At 32.5% G+C, this 12,476-nt stretch carries 31 protein-coding genes and 1 pseudogene; all 32 read right to left on the bottom strand.

The genetic code is table 11. From position 1 onward, the window contains the following. Position 1: 1 nt before the first annotated feature. Positions 2 to 190 (bottom strand): hypothetical protein, encoded by a 189-nt coding sequence (locus AB8U03_RS15575; protein WP_369705476.1) that lies wholly within the window; start codon positions 188 to 190, stop codon positions 2 to 4. Then, a complete protein-coding gene (locus AB8U03_RS15570; RefSeq protein WP_369705475.1) occupies positions 187 to 621 on the bottom strand; it encodes an HNH endonuclease in 435 nt (144 codons plus the stop codon). Before AB8U03_RS15570 ends, AB8U03_RS15575 begins: the two co-directional genes overlap by 4 nt. Before the next feature lie 122 nt (positions 622 to 743). Then, positions 744 to 917, bottom strand: coding sequence for a hypothetical protein (locus tag AB8U03_RS15565; protein ID WP_369705474.1), 174 nt, complete (start codon positions 915 to 917; stop codon positions 744 to 746). After that, positions 917 to 1,129 carry a hypothetical protein gene (locus AB8U03_RS15560; RefSeq protein WP_369705473.1) on the bottom strand — a complete coding sequence of 71 codons (213 nt, stop codon included), beginning with the start codon at positions 1,127 to 1,129 and terminating at the stop codon, positions 917 to 919. The genes AB8U03_RS15565 and AB8U03_RS15560 overlap by 1 nt, the downstream gene beginning before the upstream one ends. 64 nt (positions 1,130 to 1,193) lie before the next feature. Continuing rightward, a complete protein-coding gene (locus AB8U03_RS15555) occupies positions 1,194 to 1,358 on the bottom strand; it encodes a Lar family restriction alleviation protein (RefSeq protein WP_369705472.1) in 165 nt (54 codons plus the stop codon). Positions 1,359 to 1,377: 19 nt separating this feature from the next. Next, entirely contained in the window at positions 1,378 to 1,938 is a 561-nt protein-coding gene (locus AB8U03_RS15550; protein ID WP_369705471.1) for a hypothetical protein, read from the bottom strand. 91 nt (positions 1,939 to 2,029) lie between these two features. Continuing rightward, positions 2,030 to 2,824 (bottom strand): DNA-methyltransferase, encoded by a 795-nt coding sequence (locus tag AB8U03_RS15545; protein WP_369705470.1) that lies wholly within the window; start codon positions 2,822 to 2,824, stop codon positions 2,030 to 2,032. Then, positions 2,821 to 3,405 (bottom strand): MT-A70 family methyltransferase, encoded by a 585-nt coding sequence (locus AB8U03_RS15540; RefSeq protein WP_369705469.1) that lies wholly within the window; start codon positions 3,403 to 3,405, stop codon positions 2,821 to 2,823. The genes AB8U03_RS15545 and AB8U03_RS15540 overlap by 4 nt, the downstream gene beginning before the upstream one ends. 205 nt (positions 3,406 to 3,610) lie before the next feature. Then, a complete protein-coding gene (locus AB8U03_RS15535; RefSeq protein WP_369705468.1) occupies positions 3,611 to 3,916 on the bottom strand; it encodes a hypothetical protein in 306 nt (101 codons plus the stop codon). A gap of 2 nt (positions 3,917 to 3,918) precedes the next feature. Further along, positions 3,919 to 4,074, bottom strand: coding sequence for a hypothetical protein (locus tag AB8U03_RS15530; RefSeq protein WP_369705467.1), 156 nt, complete (start codon positions 4,072 to 4,074; stop codon positions 3,919 to 3,921). Further along, positions 4,067 to 4,318 carry a hypothetical protein gene (locus tag AB8U03_RS15525; protein WP_369705466.1) on the bottom strand — a complete coding sequence of 84 codons (252 nt, stop codon included), beginning with the start codon at positions 4,316 to 4,318 and terminating at the stop codon, positions 4,067 to 4,069. Before AB8U03_RS15525 ends, AB8U03_RS15530 begins: the two co-directional genes overlap by 8 nt. A gap of 58 nt (positions 4,319 to 4,376) precedes the next feature. Further along, a complete protein-coding gene (locus AB8U03_RS15520) occupies positions 4,377 to 4,568 on the bottom strand; it encodes a hypothetical protein (protein ID WP_369705465.1) in 192 nt (63 codons plus the stop codon). Positions 4,569 to 4,584: 16 nt separating this feature from the next. Then, entirely contained in the window at positions 4,585 to 4,740 is a 156-nt protein-coding gene (locus tag AB8U03_RS15515; protein WP_369705464.1) for a hypothetical protein, read from the bottom strand. Further along, a complete protein-coding gene (locus AB8U03_RS15510; protein ID WP_369705463.1) occupies positions 4,737 to 5,147 on the bottom strand; it encodes a hypothetical protein in 411 nt (136 codons plus the stop codon). Before AB8U03_RS15510 ends, AB8U03_RS15515 begins: the two co-directional genes overlap by 4 nt. Positions 5,148 to 5,160: 13 nt before the next feature. Beyond that, positions 5,161 to 5,505: a defense against restriction DarA-related protein gene (locus AB8U03_RS15505; RefSeq protein ID WP_369705462.1), complete on the bottom strand. Its 345-nt coding sequence runs from the start codon at positions 5,503 to 5,505 to the stop codon at positions 5,161 to 5,163. Between the two features lie 2 nt (positions 5,506 to 5,507). Further along, positions 5,508 to 6,194 carry a hypothetical protein gene (locus AB8U03_RS15500; protein WP_369705461.1) on the bottom strand — a complete coding sequence of 229 codons (687 nt, stop codon included), beginning with the start codon at positions 6,192 to 6,194 and terminating at the stop codon, positions 5,508 to 5,510. Next, the gene (locus AB8U03_RS15495) at positions 6,175 to 6,390 is read right to left on the bottom strand and encodes a hypothetical protein (protein WP_369705460.1); all 216 of its coding nucleotides are present in this window, start codon (positions 6,388 to 6,390) and stop codon (positions 6,175 to 6,177) included. The genes AB8U03_RS15500 and AB8U03_RS15495 overlap by 20 nt, the downstream gene beginning before the upstream one ends. Positions 6,391 to 6,518: 128 nt before the next feature. After that, complete coding sequence (locus tag AB8U03_RS15490) at positions 6,519 to 7,013, bottom strand: dUTP diphosphatase (RefSeq protein ID WP_369705459.1); 495 nt, start codon at positions 7,011 to 7,013, stop codon at positions 6,519 to 6,521. Position 7,014: 1 nt separating this feature from the next. After that, complete coding sequence (locus tag AB8U03_RS15485; protein WP_369705458.1) at positions 7,015 to 7,359, bottom strand: DUF5406 family protein; 345 nt, start codon at positions 7,357 to 7,359, stop codon at positions 7,015 to 7,017. Beyond that, positions 7,360 to 7,701: a hypothetical protein gene (locus AB8U03_RS15480; RefSeq protein ID WP_369705457.1), complete on the bottom strand. Its 342-nt coding sequence runs from the start codon at positions 7,699 to 7,701 to the stop codon at positions 7,360 to 7,362. Further along, entirely contained in the window at positions 7,702 to 7,911 is a 210-nt protein-coding gene (locus tag AB8U03_RS15475; protein ID WP_369705456.1) for a hypothetical protein, read from the bottom strand. It abuts the gene before it with no gap. Further along, positions 7,912 to 8,088 carry a hypothetical protein gene (locus AB8U03_RS15470; RefSeq protein ID WP_369705455.1) on the bottom strand — a complete coding sequence of 59 codons (177 nt, stop codon included), beginning with the start codon at positions 8,086 to 8,088 and terminating at the stop codon, positions 7,912 to 7,914. A gap of 61 nt (positions 8,089 to 8,149) precedes the next feature. Then, entirely contained in the window at positions 8,150 to 8,332 is a 183-nt protein-coding gene (locus AB8U03_RS15465; RefSeq protein ID WP_369705454.1) for a hypothetical protein, read from the bottom strand. A gap of 12 nt (positions 8,333 to 8,344) precedes the next feature. Further along, on the bottom strand, positions 8,345 to 8,602 hold the full coding sequence (locus tag AB8U03_RS15460) for a hypothetical protein (RefSeq protein ID WP_369705453.1): 258 nt from the start codon (positions 8,600 to 8,602) through the stop codon (positions 8,345 to 8,347). Further along, positions 8,589 to 9,110 carry a hypothetical protein gene (locus AB8U03_RS15455; RefSeq protein WP_369705452.1) on the bottom strand — a complete coding sequence of 174 codons (522 nt, stop codon included), beginning with the start codon at positions 9,108 to 9,110 and terminating at the stop codon, positions 8,589 to 8,591. Before AB8U03_RS15455 ends, AB8U03_RS15460 begins: the two co-directional genes overlap by 14 nt. A 14-nt stretch (positions 9,111 to 9,124) precedes the next feature. Then, entirely contained in the window at positions 9,125 to 10,021 is an 897-nt protein-coding gene (locus AB8U03_RS15450) for a phage replisome organizer N-terminal domain-containing protein (RefSeq protein WP_369705451.1), read from the bottom strand. A gap of 4 nt (positions 10,022 to 10,025) precedes the next feature. Next, positions 10,026 to 10,595, bottom strand: a complete 570-nt coding sequence (locus tag AB8U03_RS15445; protein WP_369705450.1) for an ERF family protein — start codon at positions 10,593 to 10,595, stop codon at positions 10,026 to 10,028. Between the two features lie 12 nt (positions 10,596 to 10,607). After that, the gene (locus AB8U03_RS15440; protein WP_369705449.1) at positions 10,608 to 11,132 is read right to left on the bottom strand and encodes a host-nuclease inhibitor Gam family protein; all 525 of its coding nucleotides are present in this window, start codon (positions 11,130 to 11,132) and stop codon (positions 10,608 to 10,610) included. Further along, positions 11,132 to 11,392: a hypothetical protein gene (locus AB8U03_RS15435; protein ID WP_369705448.1), complete on the bottom strand. Its 261-nt coding sequence runs from the start codon at positions 11,390 to 11,392 to the stop codon at positions 11,132 to 11,134. Before AB8U03_RS15435 ends, AB8U03_RS15440 begins: the two co-directional genes overlap by 1 nt. 89 nt (positions 11,393 to 11,481) lie before the next feature. After that, positions 11,482 to 11,685, bottom strand: a complete 204-nt coding sequence (locus AB8U03_RS15430) for a hypothetical protein (protein WP_369705447.1) — start codon at positions 11,683 to 11,685, stop codon at positions 11,482 to 11,484. A 215-nt stretch (positions 11,686 to 11,900) separates the two neighbouring features. After that, on the bottom strand, positions 11,901 to 12,140 hold the full coding sequence (locus AB8U03_RS15425) for a hypothetical protein (protein WP_369705446.1): 240 nt from the start codon (positions 12,138 to 12,140) through the stop codon (positions 11,901 to 11,903). Between the two features lie 50 nt (positions 12,141 to 12,190). After that, a pseudogene (locus tag AB8U03_RS15420) lies at positions 12,191 to 12,476 on the bottom strand (DUF7666 domain-containing protein); the annotation flags it as partial.

The following is a 12,476-nucleotide window of genomic DNA, read 5'->3' as shown; positions in this document are numbered from 1 at the left end:
CCTATTTCTCCCAAATATGGTCTAACCGCTCTATATATTTCTCTAATTCTATATCTGTAAAATCATCTATAGGCTCATGCTTTAGCCCAAATTCATCCTCGGATTGTGTTATAAACTCTCTGTAAGTATCTGTATTTTTAGCCTTAGATTCTACATCACATATTCTTTTATCTAAATCGCTTTTAGTCATTTCAATACTCCTTCCCACGGATCCTCATATTCCACTTCTTCTAATTCCTCTTGCGTATATATCCTATCTCCCATAAGTCTTTTAACAAGTTCTTTACTGCTATATCCATCTTTATATGATCTAAGTTTCTTACATATCTTTTTTGCTGTACTAGATGTGGTATTCAATAACTCTTGTATTTCTTTTTCTGAGTAGAAATCTTTGCTGAATAACTCAAATAATTTATCCTGAAGTTCCAGCTTATAAGTGAGATCAACATACCTGTTTTTATGTGGGCCATTCTTACCTTGATGGTGTTTATTACATAAATATTTAAAATTTAATCGTATATTTTTTAATAGAGGAGCCCGACTTCTAAACGCAACATGGTGTAACTGTACTTGATAACATGTTCCACATATAGAACAATGATGTATTTCTCTTGTACCCATCTGATCATTCCTTTGTTTGTAGTACAGCTTTTATACTGTACTACATTATTATTTATCTAATACACTTAATATAGAACTGTTGCATGTTTTTAGCTTAATTTCTTAAATATTGAGACTGTGATCTATTTATTTTCGATTATCCTTAATAAATCACTAATAATACAACATTCTAAACTGTTTTCGCTTCCATTCCTTGATTTATGTTTTTCTAGGTATTCTTTAGCTCTATTTATTTGATATTTTATTCTTTGCTCTTCATTGCCTAAATTTTCTGTTTCATTAATTTTCTTAAACATTAATCTTCATCCTCCCAAAATAATAATTTTAAATCTTGTTCTATTCCTTTAGGTAGCTTAGTTTTTCTTAAATCTCTTTTTGTATTTTCAAGTATTTCTTTATCACTAACTGGTCTTGAATATTCTGAAAGTATTTTTTTAAATCTATTTAATTCTGGGATTTCCTCAATTTCAATTCCAGCTTCTTTTAAATATTTTCTAAGTTTTTCCAAATCATTATATTTATACAATTTTTAATCACTTCACCTTGTTACGTAATTTTAGCTTGACTCCCTTTCATTTTCTAATGTTCCATGCACGAATGGCTTCTTCTTCTGTTCTAAAAGCAACAAGTGGTTTAATCATGGCAGGGCACTCTTTACAAACTGGTATATATCCATGCTCCCATATAGCAATTTTCGCTTCTCCTCCACAGAATGGGCATTCCTTCATCTTTTCCATTTCTTGCAACTCCTTTATATTAAGAATTTAACAATTCATCCCAATTGGTATTTTGCAGTATCTTATACAACCTTTCTACTTGTGGGCTTCTCCATGCTGTCATTGCATACGGATGAGGTTTGTTATAGTGATATCCGTTAGTCTTTATATGTTTCTTACATTCTCTAAGAGTAAGAAACATTGTATCTTGGGCTATTTCTTCTCTGTCTCTGTAATTACAAATTGAATATTCACCAGGAGCATATGCTTCTAAAAAGTCCTCTATTTCTGATATATTGTCAGTGAAAAATTCATTTTCATCTTCACAAACTATATCAATGAAACTTCCATCATATTCGCATTTAACTATTACATTAAAGTTTTCTTTCAACCAATCTACTAATTCTTCAAATTCACCCTCAAATGCATTTTCTGCACTATTGTTATCATAGATACAAAATCCGTCTACATCATCATCTACCCAATAATCCCTTACGGTTTGCATAACTACCCAAAACCGCGGGTCCGCCTGGCTAACAGTATCTTGTGTAAGCATCTCGTTTTGAAGTTCTTTTAAAAACTCTATATCACTTTTATTCATCTATTACCTCTCCTTCTATATTAAAAATCTAATAACTGCCAATAACCCTACAGCAGCACCCAATACCTCTCCCCACCATATATCCTTTTTCTCACGGCTGGATAGTATATATACTTTCTTCATAGATTACCTCCCTTTCTATTCTTTTATTAGCTAAATCAGCCCAATATCTACCGTAATATTCTAGTTTCTTTTTGTTCTCACACTTGCCATTGTCAAAAGCTATAAAATTTCTATTTAACTTTCTGGCTGTTAGAGGAATGCTCCCATAACCTGCAGTTAAATCTAATACAGTCATTCCTTCGTCTGTATATGTTTTTATAAACCATTCGCATAATTCCAGAGGTTTTTGTGTAGGGTGTATAGGAAATGTATCCCATGCAAATTCCAAAACATCTATAGGGTTTCTATTTGTATTCCCTCCTCCACTGATTCCTGTTTTAGTTTTCCCATAATTGCTTCCATCTGTTTGATGCTTGGTATATTTATGAACGGGAGAATGCCCATGTGTTTTTTGAGGGTTATATATTGGCAGTTCTTTATAAAATACCAAAACATCTTCATGTGCCTTTAAAGGCATTTTTTTAGCATTTAACCATCCTTTAGGCTGTTTTTTCTTGCAGACTATCTTATATCTATAATCTTTAAGATTGCTACACATCAATTGTCCTAGAAATTTTCCTTTAGCAAATAGACATACCGCAGCATTATCTTTTTTTACTCTATTTATTACGTTCCATAGATCATTGAAAGGAATTACTTTATCCCATGAATTTTTAGTTTCACCAAATGGCAAATCAGTAAAGACCATATCTATACTCTTGTCTTTTATATCTTTGGAACCTTCCAAACAATCCATATTATGAACTACATTGATTTCCGTCATATATTCCCTCCTATCTTTTTAATGCTTTCCCTTATATCCATTTCATCTATTTCATAACCCAGCGCATCCCATCCCAGAGCTTTTTCTCTTGCAAATAATTCTATCCGTGGTACATCTCCAAACAACATTTCTATCCTGTCTCTAGCCTCCCTGGGCTTTTCACTATGCAACATCACTGGAGCTTCTATAATCTGGTGTATATCGTGCCTTAATATTTGCTTCCCTGGTTTTGTGCCTTTAGATACAGCCAATAGGCACACCTCTGCATTAGCCCTTGTATAAGCTCCCATACCCCAGAAATTAGTATCCTTATTCCTTTTATTTTTCTTTATCCATACGAAAGCAGCTGTTTTATATATAAAATCCCACGCATCTATAACCTTAAATGCCTCTCGTATATTGGGGAATGTAGACCATATAAACAATACGGATGTATCTGTTGCTATATCTCTTACTGGCAAATTGCATATATCTTCTGTAGACATTGTGGAATAATGATTAGCTGCAATTCCTCTAGCTGTTTTCCCTTGCTGCCTATAACTCCAGGGTGGATCTGTATAAATTACTTGATATTTTCCCATAATCATTACCTCCCTTATCTAAATCCATTTTTAACTGCTCCCCTTTAAGTATCTTTCTATCCCATATACTTATTTGCTTACCAAACTTTATAGGCTTTTTATTTTTTATAAGCATTATTTTATACCTGTTATATTATTTTATTACACTAATACACTATATCTGTAACTATTCCGCATTTAGTGTATTAGTGCCTTAAATTAAATTTTATAGAATTGATCTTATGTCTATATAATTTCTCCCAGTAGTGCCATTTAAACAGATTGTCAGCCCATATTTATCAGCCATATTTATTGCTGTTTCATTTGCTGTTTCAGATGTATAATTTGGAACAAATGCTTTTTCACCCAATCCATACTTTTCTCCAATTCTGTTGGCTTCTGCTCTTGATTTCGCTTTACACACTATCCTAAATTGAGCATGATAGCCTTTATATCCAAGCTTTCTTATCTTTTTAAGCATTAATCCATGCAGGTTTATATACGTACCATAATATTTATCTTTCCTTGGCAATTTCAATTTCTCCTTAATTTTTTGCAACAATCTATATGTGCAACATCTAATTTACCATTTATTCTAATCATGTGTGCATCTAATGGATGTAATTTCTTATGGCATAAAGCACATATCATATATTTAACTTTTGGATTATCCATATCTGTTTCACGCATTCTCATTCCTCCCTTTATACCGGGTCCTTAGTTCTTTTATTCTTTCTCTTAACCTCTCTATGCATAAATCTTTCTGAACTAACATACTGTCTCTTTTCCGAACTGCTAATTTAAGATCTTTCATTTCGCTTTCATACCAATCTTCATTGTTTCTTTGGTATTTAACGGTTGCTAAAACCTTATCTGCTGTAACATTTGCAATTTCATCAATTTGTTTATTATCTAAAGTTACATTAAAATTCATTATTGTGATTCACTCCTTTGCCTTAATTTCATATTGCCTACCTTTCTATACTTCAATTTTAGTAATAATTCTTTTTTATCCACTGCCTAAATGTATCTATTTCGCAAGTCCTTGGAAGCCCTGTGCCATCTTCGTACATCACCTTAACCCCTGTTGAACTTTCTGTAACCGTCAGTACCGTTCTCCAATTGTCAGCAAAATTCTTATATGTCTTACCGGCAACGATTTTTATTGGAATTTTTTTCTTCATAAATATTTCTCCCTACCTATCTCTCTACATTTACAATATCTTTCTTCTGGCAATATATAACCTCTCCTTTCTTACTGCTCTTTACCATGTATTCTCTACTCTCTAGCTGCCCTATTACTTTACCTGTATTACCGTTTTTTAGTTTTACTGTAGCTCCTATTTTAATACTCAAGATTTGCTTCTCCTTTTTATTCTTGCATCCGCATAGTCTTTGCCTTCCCATTCTGTCAATTCTTCAAGATAAAAAGGTTGACGGCACACTGGACAAATAGGTATCATTTTATGTCCCCTATATTGTTTTTCTAGACTTTTAATAACTCTTAAATATGGTTTATATTTCATTAATTCCTGTTTTTGATCATATAATCTATCAAGACTATTATTTTCTTTTTCAAAATAATTTGATACTTCCATAAGTGCTTCAAAGGGATCCACCCATGCTCCACAACTTGCACAATATACTTCTTTATTTCTAGGATCTATTACAAATTTTCTATCCATGCATTTGCACTTTTTTTCAAAATTCCAGTTTGCTCTCACTACATCAATATGAATTAATCTGCTTTTATCATCATCCAAGGTTTACCCACTCCTATCTATTAGCTAAATCCAACAATTCTTTTATTTTGTCTTCAAACAAATCAGGTCTTTTAGTATCTACTCCACACACCCAACAATTATTTTTAGTATCCAATATTGCCATATTCTTTTTATCTAGTACATATCTAGCTCTATTTCTTCCAGTGCATAATTCATAACCAAATATCTGTTTATCAGTCAATTCATGTTCATATTCTAAATATCCATAAGCTTCGCGGTTTATTTCATGAACATATATCTTCGTTTTAAAATTCTCTATATTTATAGGCATATTACCTCTTATCTTAGGATAAGTTCCTAAACTTACAGGTCTTTCAGTTGAATAATATCTATACACTTTTATCCCTCCTTATCTACTCTCTGGAACTCTATTACCCACACGTATGGGTCTGCATCCCATCCATATACATCAATATCCTTTTTATTTACCGTGCTATTCCACAATGTTTGAAATGCCACTTTGGGGTCTGTATATAACTTATCTCCGTATGCATCAGGCATATTCATATTGAAATGATATCTCCTAATCCCTTCTTTCAATACCTCTCTTTCCGTAATATCTTGCAATCTCTGTGCTTTTATATCTGTAACCTTTAAAAATATCCTTGCTGCCTCACGTGGCATAAATAAAGAGGGTTGCCATCCGTTTTTACATCCATATTTAAGTAATTTTTCGTACCGTTCATCACTTACATGTCTTATTTCTAAGTCCTTATTTCCTTGTGCCCTATACATAAACTTAATTCTTTTATCAAAATTACTCATGCTTTGAATCATCCATGTTTCTCTTACATAGAGAATATCTCCTACTTGATATCTACATATTCTTCCATATCCCCAAGTTGAGCCTGTAATTTTGTCTAATACTTTCTCTTTCCCGTATTCATTCCAACGATTTGTGCCTTTGTCTATCTCTCTTTGTCTTAGCTCATATCTTGGCTGTGGCTTTATAATTCTTCTGGTACTTGTTTTTCTATCCTCTAGTATTGCTTTTACCATTTCTGTATTAAATAGAATTGGTTTCAACGTTCTTTGCCTCCTCTACTTTAAGTTCCATTCCTTCTCTGTTTTCTATATACTCTATTGCTTTATCCTTACTTCCAAACTCTACATTTTTAAAGCAAATTCCCGTTTGATGTCCTAAAGGTATTTCTTCTCCATCCACCATACAAGCTATATTCCATTTCTTAGATATACGATTATATTTAGGTCTTGCTATCACTATTTATCCCTCCTACTAAACTATCTTACTAAAACTCTAATACAGTTAATTTAAAGCTATCTTACATTTAAAGGTGTATTTATATCTCTTTATGTTTTTATTTAATTTAAGGCTTATCTTTGCTTAATCTAATAGCCTTCCCGTTGTCTTTTATAGTTAACTTTGTTTTTCTTGTAATAAGCCTGTTCCATCTGTTCCCCTGTAATTCCTAGATTTAATCCTAAAGCTATTATTACAAGCAGTAGGGAAGTATTCTTTATATTTGCAGATATCTCTATATAGGCATCTATAAATAACTTAGATATAGAAGCTGAACCCTCAATTGCATTCATTAAATCATAACTGTTTTGTATATGTTCAAAACTAAATTCTTCAGTATCTAGGTTGTTTTGTAGACTTAAAGCAAAGTGTAAGCAATCTGCAAATTCTTCAAGCAACTTATCCATGTTGATTTCCTTATGCTTCTTCCAGTGCTTAAATCCCTGCCATTCATTCGCCAATTCCCCTAACTCTACCAATAAAGCTAATTGCATATTTTTTAAAGGATATTCCTTTATTCCTGCATTACTAAGTATTTCATCATCTAAATTCTTCTGGTCTGCTAACATCTGTCTTATATCCAATCTATTTGTCCTCCTTGCAATCTATAATCTCTATAGTAACAACTTTTGCACTTATGTCAGAAGCTTCATCTTCTTCAAATTCAACTGTTTCTCCTTTATCGTTATTCAATGTCAAACTAAATAAATTCATATCCTCGTTATAAGCAAAGTTACAATCATTTTCTACAAGACCTTCTATATCATCTTGATCTATGCAATCTGGGTCGAATGTATTTAAGATGTCTAACCCCATACAATTTCCGCCCATTTTATAAGCTATATGTCCTTTATAATCTTCAAATTGAAATGTAACTCTTACCGTATGTGTTCTCTTTCTAAAATTATCTGTGTTATTATAATATTTCATCTATTTATCCTCACTTTCGATTTTCTTTACATTTACAAATAATATTTCAAAATCCATATATCTTTTATCTAGCCAAGCTATTATTTTCTCTCGCGCTTCTTTAGGATTGTTAGCATTTATATACAGTCTAAATTCCTTTATATCCCATACATTTTCCCAATCATCTAAACAAACTTTGCAGAATAAATATGTTTCATAGCTCTTTCTGTATATCGGCTTTGCCATATGAATTATTTTCTCTCCTAGATATGGGTTACATTGTCTTTCAATTCTATTTCTAAGCTGATATGGCTTTTCTGTAAATCTTACAACTGGTTCTATATCAATTAAGTCTTTATTCATCTATTCACCTTCTAACTTTCTTCCGCATATAGGACAGTATCTTATAGGTATATCTCCTATTACTTCTTCTTGGTAGTCATACAACCTCATAATATTTTCTTCTTCAAGAATGGTGGCACTGGAATCACCATCTTTTGTATAAATAGTTTTTCGTCTTAGACAATAATTACATCCTCGTCTTTCCTTTATAGAGCAATCATATTTACTCATTTACTCACCTTCCAATTCTTCTAATCTTTCTTCTGCTATACCTTCCACACAGTCTTTCAATTGTTCCTGCACCCATTCAACTTCATGTTCATTTTTACACTTTGCAAACATATCTCCTAAGAATATTTGAGCATCTAAACAATTAAAAGCTAATTTCCCATTTTTTCTATCTAACATTTTTATTTCTCCCTCCATTTAAAACACAAAATCACGCATATAACCGCCGATATCCCAATAACTATATACATATATGACACCTTCTAATTACTCTTTCACCGTCTGCGCTATATATAAGCCCTTTGTCTATATTTATTTTTGCTCTATGCCATACTCCATTTACTTTGTATCTACATCCTACTTTCTTGTATCCTTCCTCGAATAAGTCTAACCCAGCTGTCAGATACTGCTGTAGACTTATCAATTTTATTACCTCCTAAATAACTTTTTCTATATCTCCTAAAACAAAATCCACATATTTAAAACTTTCTGAATACCTCTCTACGCCATTTTTCCGCACTAAAACCGTTATAAAATAGTTTGTTCTATGGATTACTGTGCCTCGAATGTATCTATCCTTATTTCTACCCATATGCTCTTTTAGCCGAACCTTTTCCTTTATACGGAATCTGTTCTTTATTCCTTTTATTTCTTCTACCGATATAGGTCTGCCTCCTTGACTAGCTACATACATTTAATCCCTCCACTATTGTTTTGCCACTTAATATATCTACAAACTTAAAGCACTCTGGGTAATTTTTTCTTTGAACTACAACCTGGTAATTTGTTATGCCTATTACTTTGCCATGCTTCTTTACAGGAATAGAACGTTCCATGTTATTTCTATTGCTTGAATTACCCGGTGCCTCATGGTCTATTAATTTCAGTACATCCCCCAGCTTAAAATTCTTTTTTATTGTTTTAAGTTTCTCTGTAGCCAGTCTACCCTTAATCTCTTTAATTGTGTCCAGCCTTGGTCCATATTCTTCATTTTTTGAATCGAGTGTATAATCCGGGTTATACCACACTCCATCTAAGTTTCTGGACATTTTCCTTTTATCTGGCAATCCTAAGCTACAAGCTTTCTTGCTTACTGCAATAGCAGACATCCCTAGTATTTTCCCTATTTCAGCATTAGTTCTTAATAACCAGTACTTTTTCAGTTTAGTTATTTTCTTGTTATCCCACTTTCTGAGTCCCATATTTATTCCCTTTTCTAATACCCCAGAAGTTTACTTTCTAGGTCTTTTATTTGCTCCTTACTGTAATCTCTGCCTTTAAAGTTATTAAATTGTCCTTTACTTGTGGGTTTATTGCCATTATATTTTCCTTCTAGCACCTTGCTGAAATTTGTATCATCCTTAAATAACCATTCAAAGTCTATAACCCAATTTCTATTATTCTTTCCCTGTGTAAAATTTGAATTTTTTATGTTATTAATAGCTTGCATAATATCTTCCTGCTTAAGTTTTAAACTATTCATACGTGCTTTTATTTTGTCTTTACGTTTATTTGTTATAGATCTAATAGGGTTTATAGGGCTTGGCAAGTCATTCCATGCTGTCAAAATTTCCTGCCAAGAAACTCTATTAGTATTTTCTATATCTATTTCTTTATTATCTTTATCTCGGTCTCTTTCTTCTTCTCCTTCTATAGGACTAACATTAGTTTTACTGTTAGGTTCACAGTTAGTTTTACTGTTAGGTTCACATTTTCTTTCAGCAATAAGTTTTTGCTCATATCTTTTTCTTGCCATATATTCCCTTTGATATTCTCTTCGACTTTCAATCTGATCTAAAGTTTGATGTTTGCTCCAATTGGGTATTGTAATAACGCCCTCTATTATTTCTATCATTTTATATTGTTCAAACACTTTAAGAGCTAATCTCACAGTATTCAGTGGCCGTCTAAATATTGTTGCCAGCATTTCGTCTGTGTAGGGGATTTTGTCATTTAAGACAAATACCCCTTTATTATTATTTTTCCCTGCCAAGCATAACAGTTTAAACCAAATCACTATTATTGCATCAGCCTCAGGCAAACTTTCAATTAGCAATATTTTTTCATCATCGAATATATCTGTAACAATCTTTATCCATTTAACGTCTGCCATCCTATCACCTCATGTTTTTCTGGCAATCTCTACACAGCAAATGTCCAAATTTACTTTTGCTATATTGTGCAACATTTTCAGCTATATTAGATCCACATTTTTCGCATTTAAATTTTCTATTTGAATTATTATTTGTATTTGTTGTTTTATTTTGATTATTATTATTTTGGTTGCTGTTGTCTCTAGTTGCTCTGTTGCCATCATCATCTATTTCACTTGATATCCCTAGCAAGGAGGCTAGCTGGTATCTTTTTGCGTATGTTATACAACTTCCTAACTGTTGAGGGTCATTCTTTTGTGGCTTCATTTTTAACACATCAGTTTCTATAAATTCACCTGAACTATGGTTAAGCCTAGTTACAACACATATATATTCCCCATCTCCAAAAGCATTTTGAAATAACCACACGTTGTTTTTAGCTAAAATAGGTCTTATATATTCCAATATCCCGTCAAGAGTTATATAGCTTGACTTAAAAAATGGATTATTCGCATCCGGTGTCATGCCTTGTATTTCTTTTTCTATAGCTATCATTGCAGTAGAAATATTTTTTATTTCCTCGCTTGTCTCCAAAAATGTCACCTTCTATTCTATTGACTTAATTTGTATAGTTTCCTCCGTAGATATTAAAACCCCTGGAAGCAATTCTCCTGTTTCTGGATCTACTCCACCCTTATATTTCTTTTTAAGTTCAGCCTTGTCTATATTTTCTTTAATTTTTACAAGTGCTGCATCATTTTCCTTTAGGTAGGATAATAGTTCATCTTCATTGTTATAATTCCACTTAGCCGATTTTCTGCTGCTTATTTTGCCATATGGAGTACTAACCTTAGCTTTTGGATCTTTCTGCTTTAACCTTATATAATAGTCACTTAATAAACTTTCAAAATAGGCAATAGAATCTTTTGCACTTTTGGTTTCGCTAGTTTCCCAATCATTTATCCTTTCCCTTTCTTTATCTGCAAGAACCTTTGTATTATTTATTTTCTCCTTCAATGCTCTTATCTTCCTAAAACACCAATTTGCCTGATTTAAGTCATTTACAGTAAACCCCTGTTGTTCCTGCCCTTCTATTTCTTGCAGTTCTGCATTAATTAATCTATTTTCCATTATTCATCATCCTCACTTTTTATATTTTCTTCTGGCTTAGATTTTTCCAATATATAGCCCTCTGTTTCAACTTTCTCTTTGTCCAAAATCTCTATAGAAATTGTAATCTTAGCAGGGTAATCTTCAAACTCCTTCATCTCTGGCATTCTTTTCTGTAAAAACTCCCCCAGCCTTTCATAATCCTTTTGCCCAACTTTTTTTATATCAAGCCCATATGCCTTCCTTATTAGACAGCCATTATTGCTATATTCTAATTTCATTCCGAACCCTCCATTGATTTATTTTCCAGCTTAGTATATACTGGAACTAACGATTTTTAATTTTGCCTTTTTAACTAAAGGCTTTCTTTTTATATATTTTTTAGAAATTCTTTAAGTTCTGCATCTGTAAGCATCTCTGCATCTTTATAAATTTCTCCTGTATCTTCGTTATAAACCTGTGCTTCATTGTCCATATTCCAATGCCTGGCTTGTTCCACAGCTTCTTTTGCAGAATAGCCAGAGAAATATAATTCAACAGCCTTTTTAGTTCTCCTTTCTGTAGATTCATCCATCTTTAATCCCTCCATAACTTTTTAAATTTTTTCAGCCCTTTCTTAGTAGGTTTAACGCCTCTTTTCTTGCACTCTTCTACATATTCAATTAATATATAAATGCTCATTTAACCCTTCCTTCTTCCAAATGTCCTATAAGTGTATCTTCCCATTCTTCATATGCATGCTGTGTGTTCTCGTCATAAGGTCCAAAAGTTTTGTAATATAGGTAAAAGTTATGCCTTAAGATTGCAAGTATCTGTTCCATTTTTCCTCCTTTTAAAAGCTCTAGCATATTCAATCAAACATATATCTTCCATGTGCCTTGCGTAATAGTCTGCATCATCATAGCTGTACTTAAAAGAAGATATAATGTTTTCTACTAGTCTCTCGTGCGAATATCTTACTTGTTCTTTATCCTTTGTAAATATAACCTCTCTATCTTTAGTAACTGTAAAAGTATAATTTGTTTCCATAATAAAACCTCCTAAAAATTTTATGTATGGCTATATTTACGAAATGTAGGTTAATTATCTGCTTCTACAAATTCTCCATCTTCTAGTCTATAGTAAGTGTCAGCTTTTATATTTTTTCCATCTACATTAGCTGTCTTAACCTCTTTAATGTGCCAATTATATTCTTCGTCTTTGAACCATTCTGCAACTACTATCCAGCATCCTAAAGAACCTCTAGCTTTACTTTCTATTCCTGTGGCTATAGCAACGGATTCCTTACCTTCAACACTGGCTGCACTCCGGTATCCTGTGTTGGTTGCTGCACTCTGGTATCCTGTATTGGTTGCTGCACTCTGG

The sequence above is a fragment of the Clostridium moutaii genome, from assembly GCF_041205085.1.
GTDB lineage: Bacteria > Bacillota > Clostridia > Clostridiales > Clostridiaceae > Clostridium_B > Clostridium_B moutaii.
Note: the sequence above shows the minus strand (reverse complement) of the source record. Positions and strands in the feature narration are given on the sequence as shown.

Excerpts from the sequence above, each read along its gene's own strand:
- AB8U03_RS15575 (WP_369705476.1), bottom strand. The coding sequence starts at position 190 with ATGACTAAAAGCGATTTAGATAAAAGAATATGTGATGTAGAATCTAAG.
- AB8U03_RS15570 (WP_369705475.1), bottom strand. The coding sequence starts at position 621 with ATGGGTACAAGAGAAATACATCATTGTTCTATATGTGGAACATGTTAT.
- AB8U03_RS15565 (WP_369705474.1), bottom strand. The coding sequence starts at position 917 with ATGTTTAAGAAAATTAATGAAACAGAAAATTTAGGCAATGAAGAGCAA.
- AB8U03_RS15555 (WP_369705472.1), bottom strand. The coding sequence starts at position 1,358 with ATGGAAAAGATGAAGGAATGCCCATTCTGTGGAGGAGAAGCGAAAATT.
- AB8U03_RS15550 (WP_369705471.1), bottom strand. The coding sequence starts at position 1,938 with ATGAATAAAAGTGATATAGAGTTTTTAAAAGAACTTCAAAACGAGATG.
- AB8U03_RS15545 (WP_369705470.1), bottom strand. The coding sequence starts at position 2,824 with ATGACGGAAATCAATGTAGTTCATAATATGGATTGTTTGGAAGGTTCC.
- AB8U03_RS15540 (WP_369705469.1), bottom strand. The coding sequence starts at position 3,405 with ATGGGAAAATATCAAGTAATTTATACAGATCCACCCTGGAGTTATAGG.
- AB8U03_RS15530 (WP_369705467.1), bottom strand. The coding sequence starts at position 4,074 with ATGCGTGAAACAGATATGGATAATCCAAAAGTTAAATATATGATATGT.
- AB8U03_RS15525 (WP_369705466.1), bottom strand. The coding sequence starts at position 4,318 with ATGAATTTTAATGTAACTTTAGATAATAAACAAATTGATGAAATTGCA.
- AB8U03_RS15520 (WP_369705465.1), bottom strand. The coding sequence starts at position 4,568 with ATGAAGAAAAAAATTCCAATAAAAATCGTTGCCGGTAAGACATATAAG.
- AB8U03_RS15485 (WP_369705458.1), bottom strand. The coding sequence starts at position 7,359 with ATGAAATATTATAATAACACAGATAATTTTAGAAAGAGAACACATACG.
- AB8U03_RS15480 (WP_369705457.1), bottom strand. The coding sequence starts at position 7,701 with ATGAATAAAGACTTAATTGATATAGAACCAGTTGTAAGATTTACAGAA.
- AB8U03_RS15475 (WP_369705456.1), bottom strand. The coding sequence starts at position 7,911 with ATGAGTAAATATGATTGCTCTATAAAGGAAAGACGAGGATGTAATTAT.
- AB8U03_RS15470 (WP_369705455.1), bottom strand. The coding sequence starts at position 8,088 with ATGTTAGATAGAAAAAATGGGAAATTAGCTTTTAATTGTTTAGATGCT.
- AB8U03_RS15460 (WP_369705453.1), bottom strand. The coding sequence starts at position 8,602 with ATGTATGTAGCTAGTCAAGGAGGCAGACCTATATCGGTAGAAGAAATA.
- AB8U03_RS15455 (WP_369705452.1), bottom strand. The coding sequence starts at position 9,110 with ATGGGACTCAGAAAGTGGGATAACAAGAAAATAACTAAACTGAAAAAG.
- AB8U03_RS15450 (WP_369705451.1), bottom strand. The coding sequence starts at position 10,021 with ATGGCAGACGTTAAATGGATAAAGATTGTTACAGATATATTCGATGAT.
- AB8U03_RS15440 (WP_369705449.1), bottom strand. The coding sequence starts at position 11,132 with ATGGAAAATAGATTAATTAATGCAGAACTGCAAGAAATAGAAGGGCAG.
- AB8U03_RS15435 (WP_369705448.1), bottom strand. The coding sequence starts at position 11,392 with ATGAAATTAGAATATAGCAATAATGGCTGTCTAATAAGGAAGGCATAT.
- AB8U03_RS15430 (WP_369705447.1), bottom strand. The coding sequence starts at position 11,685 with ATGGATGAATCTACAGAAAGGAGAACTAAAAAGGCTGTTGAATTATAT.
- AB8U03_RS15425 (WP_369705446.1), bottom strand. The coding sequence starts at position 12,140 with ATGGAAACAAATTATACTTTTACAGTTACTAAAGATAGAGAGGTTATA.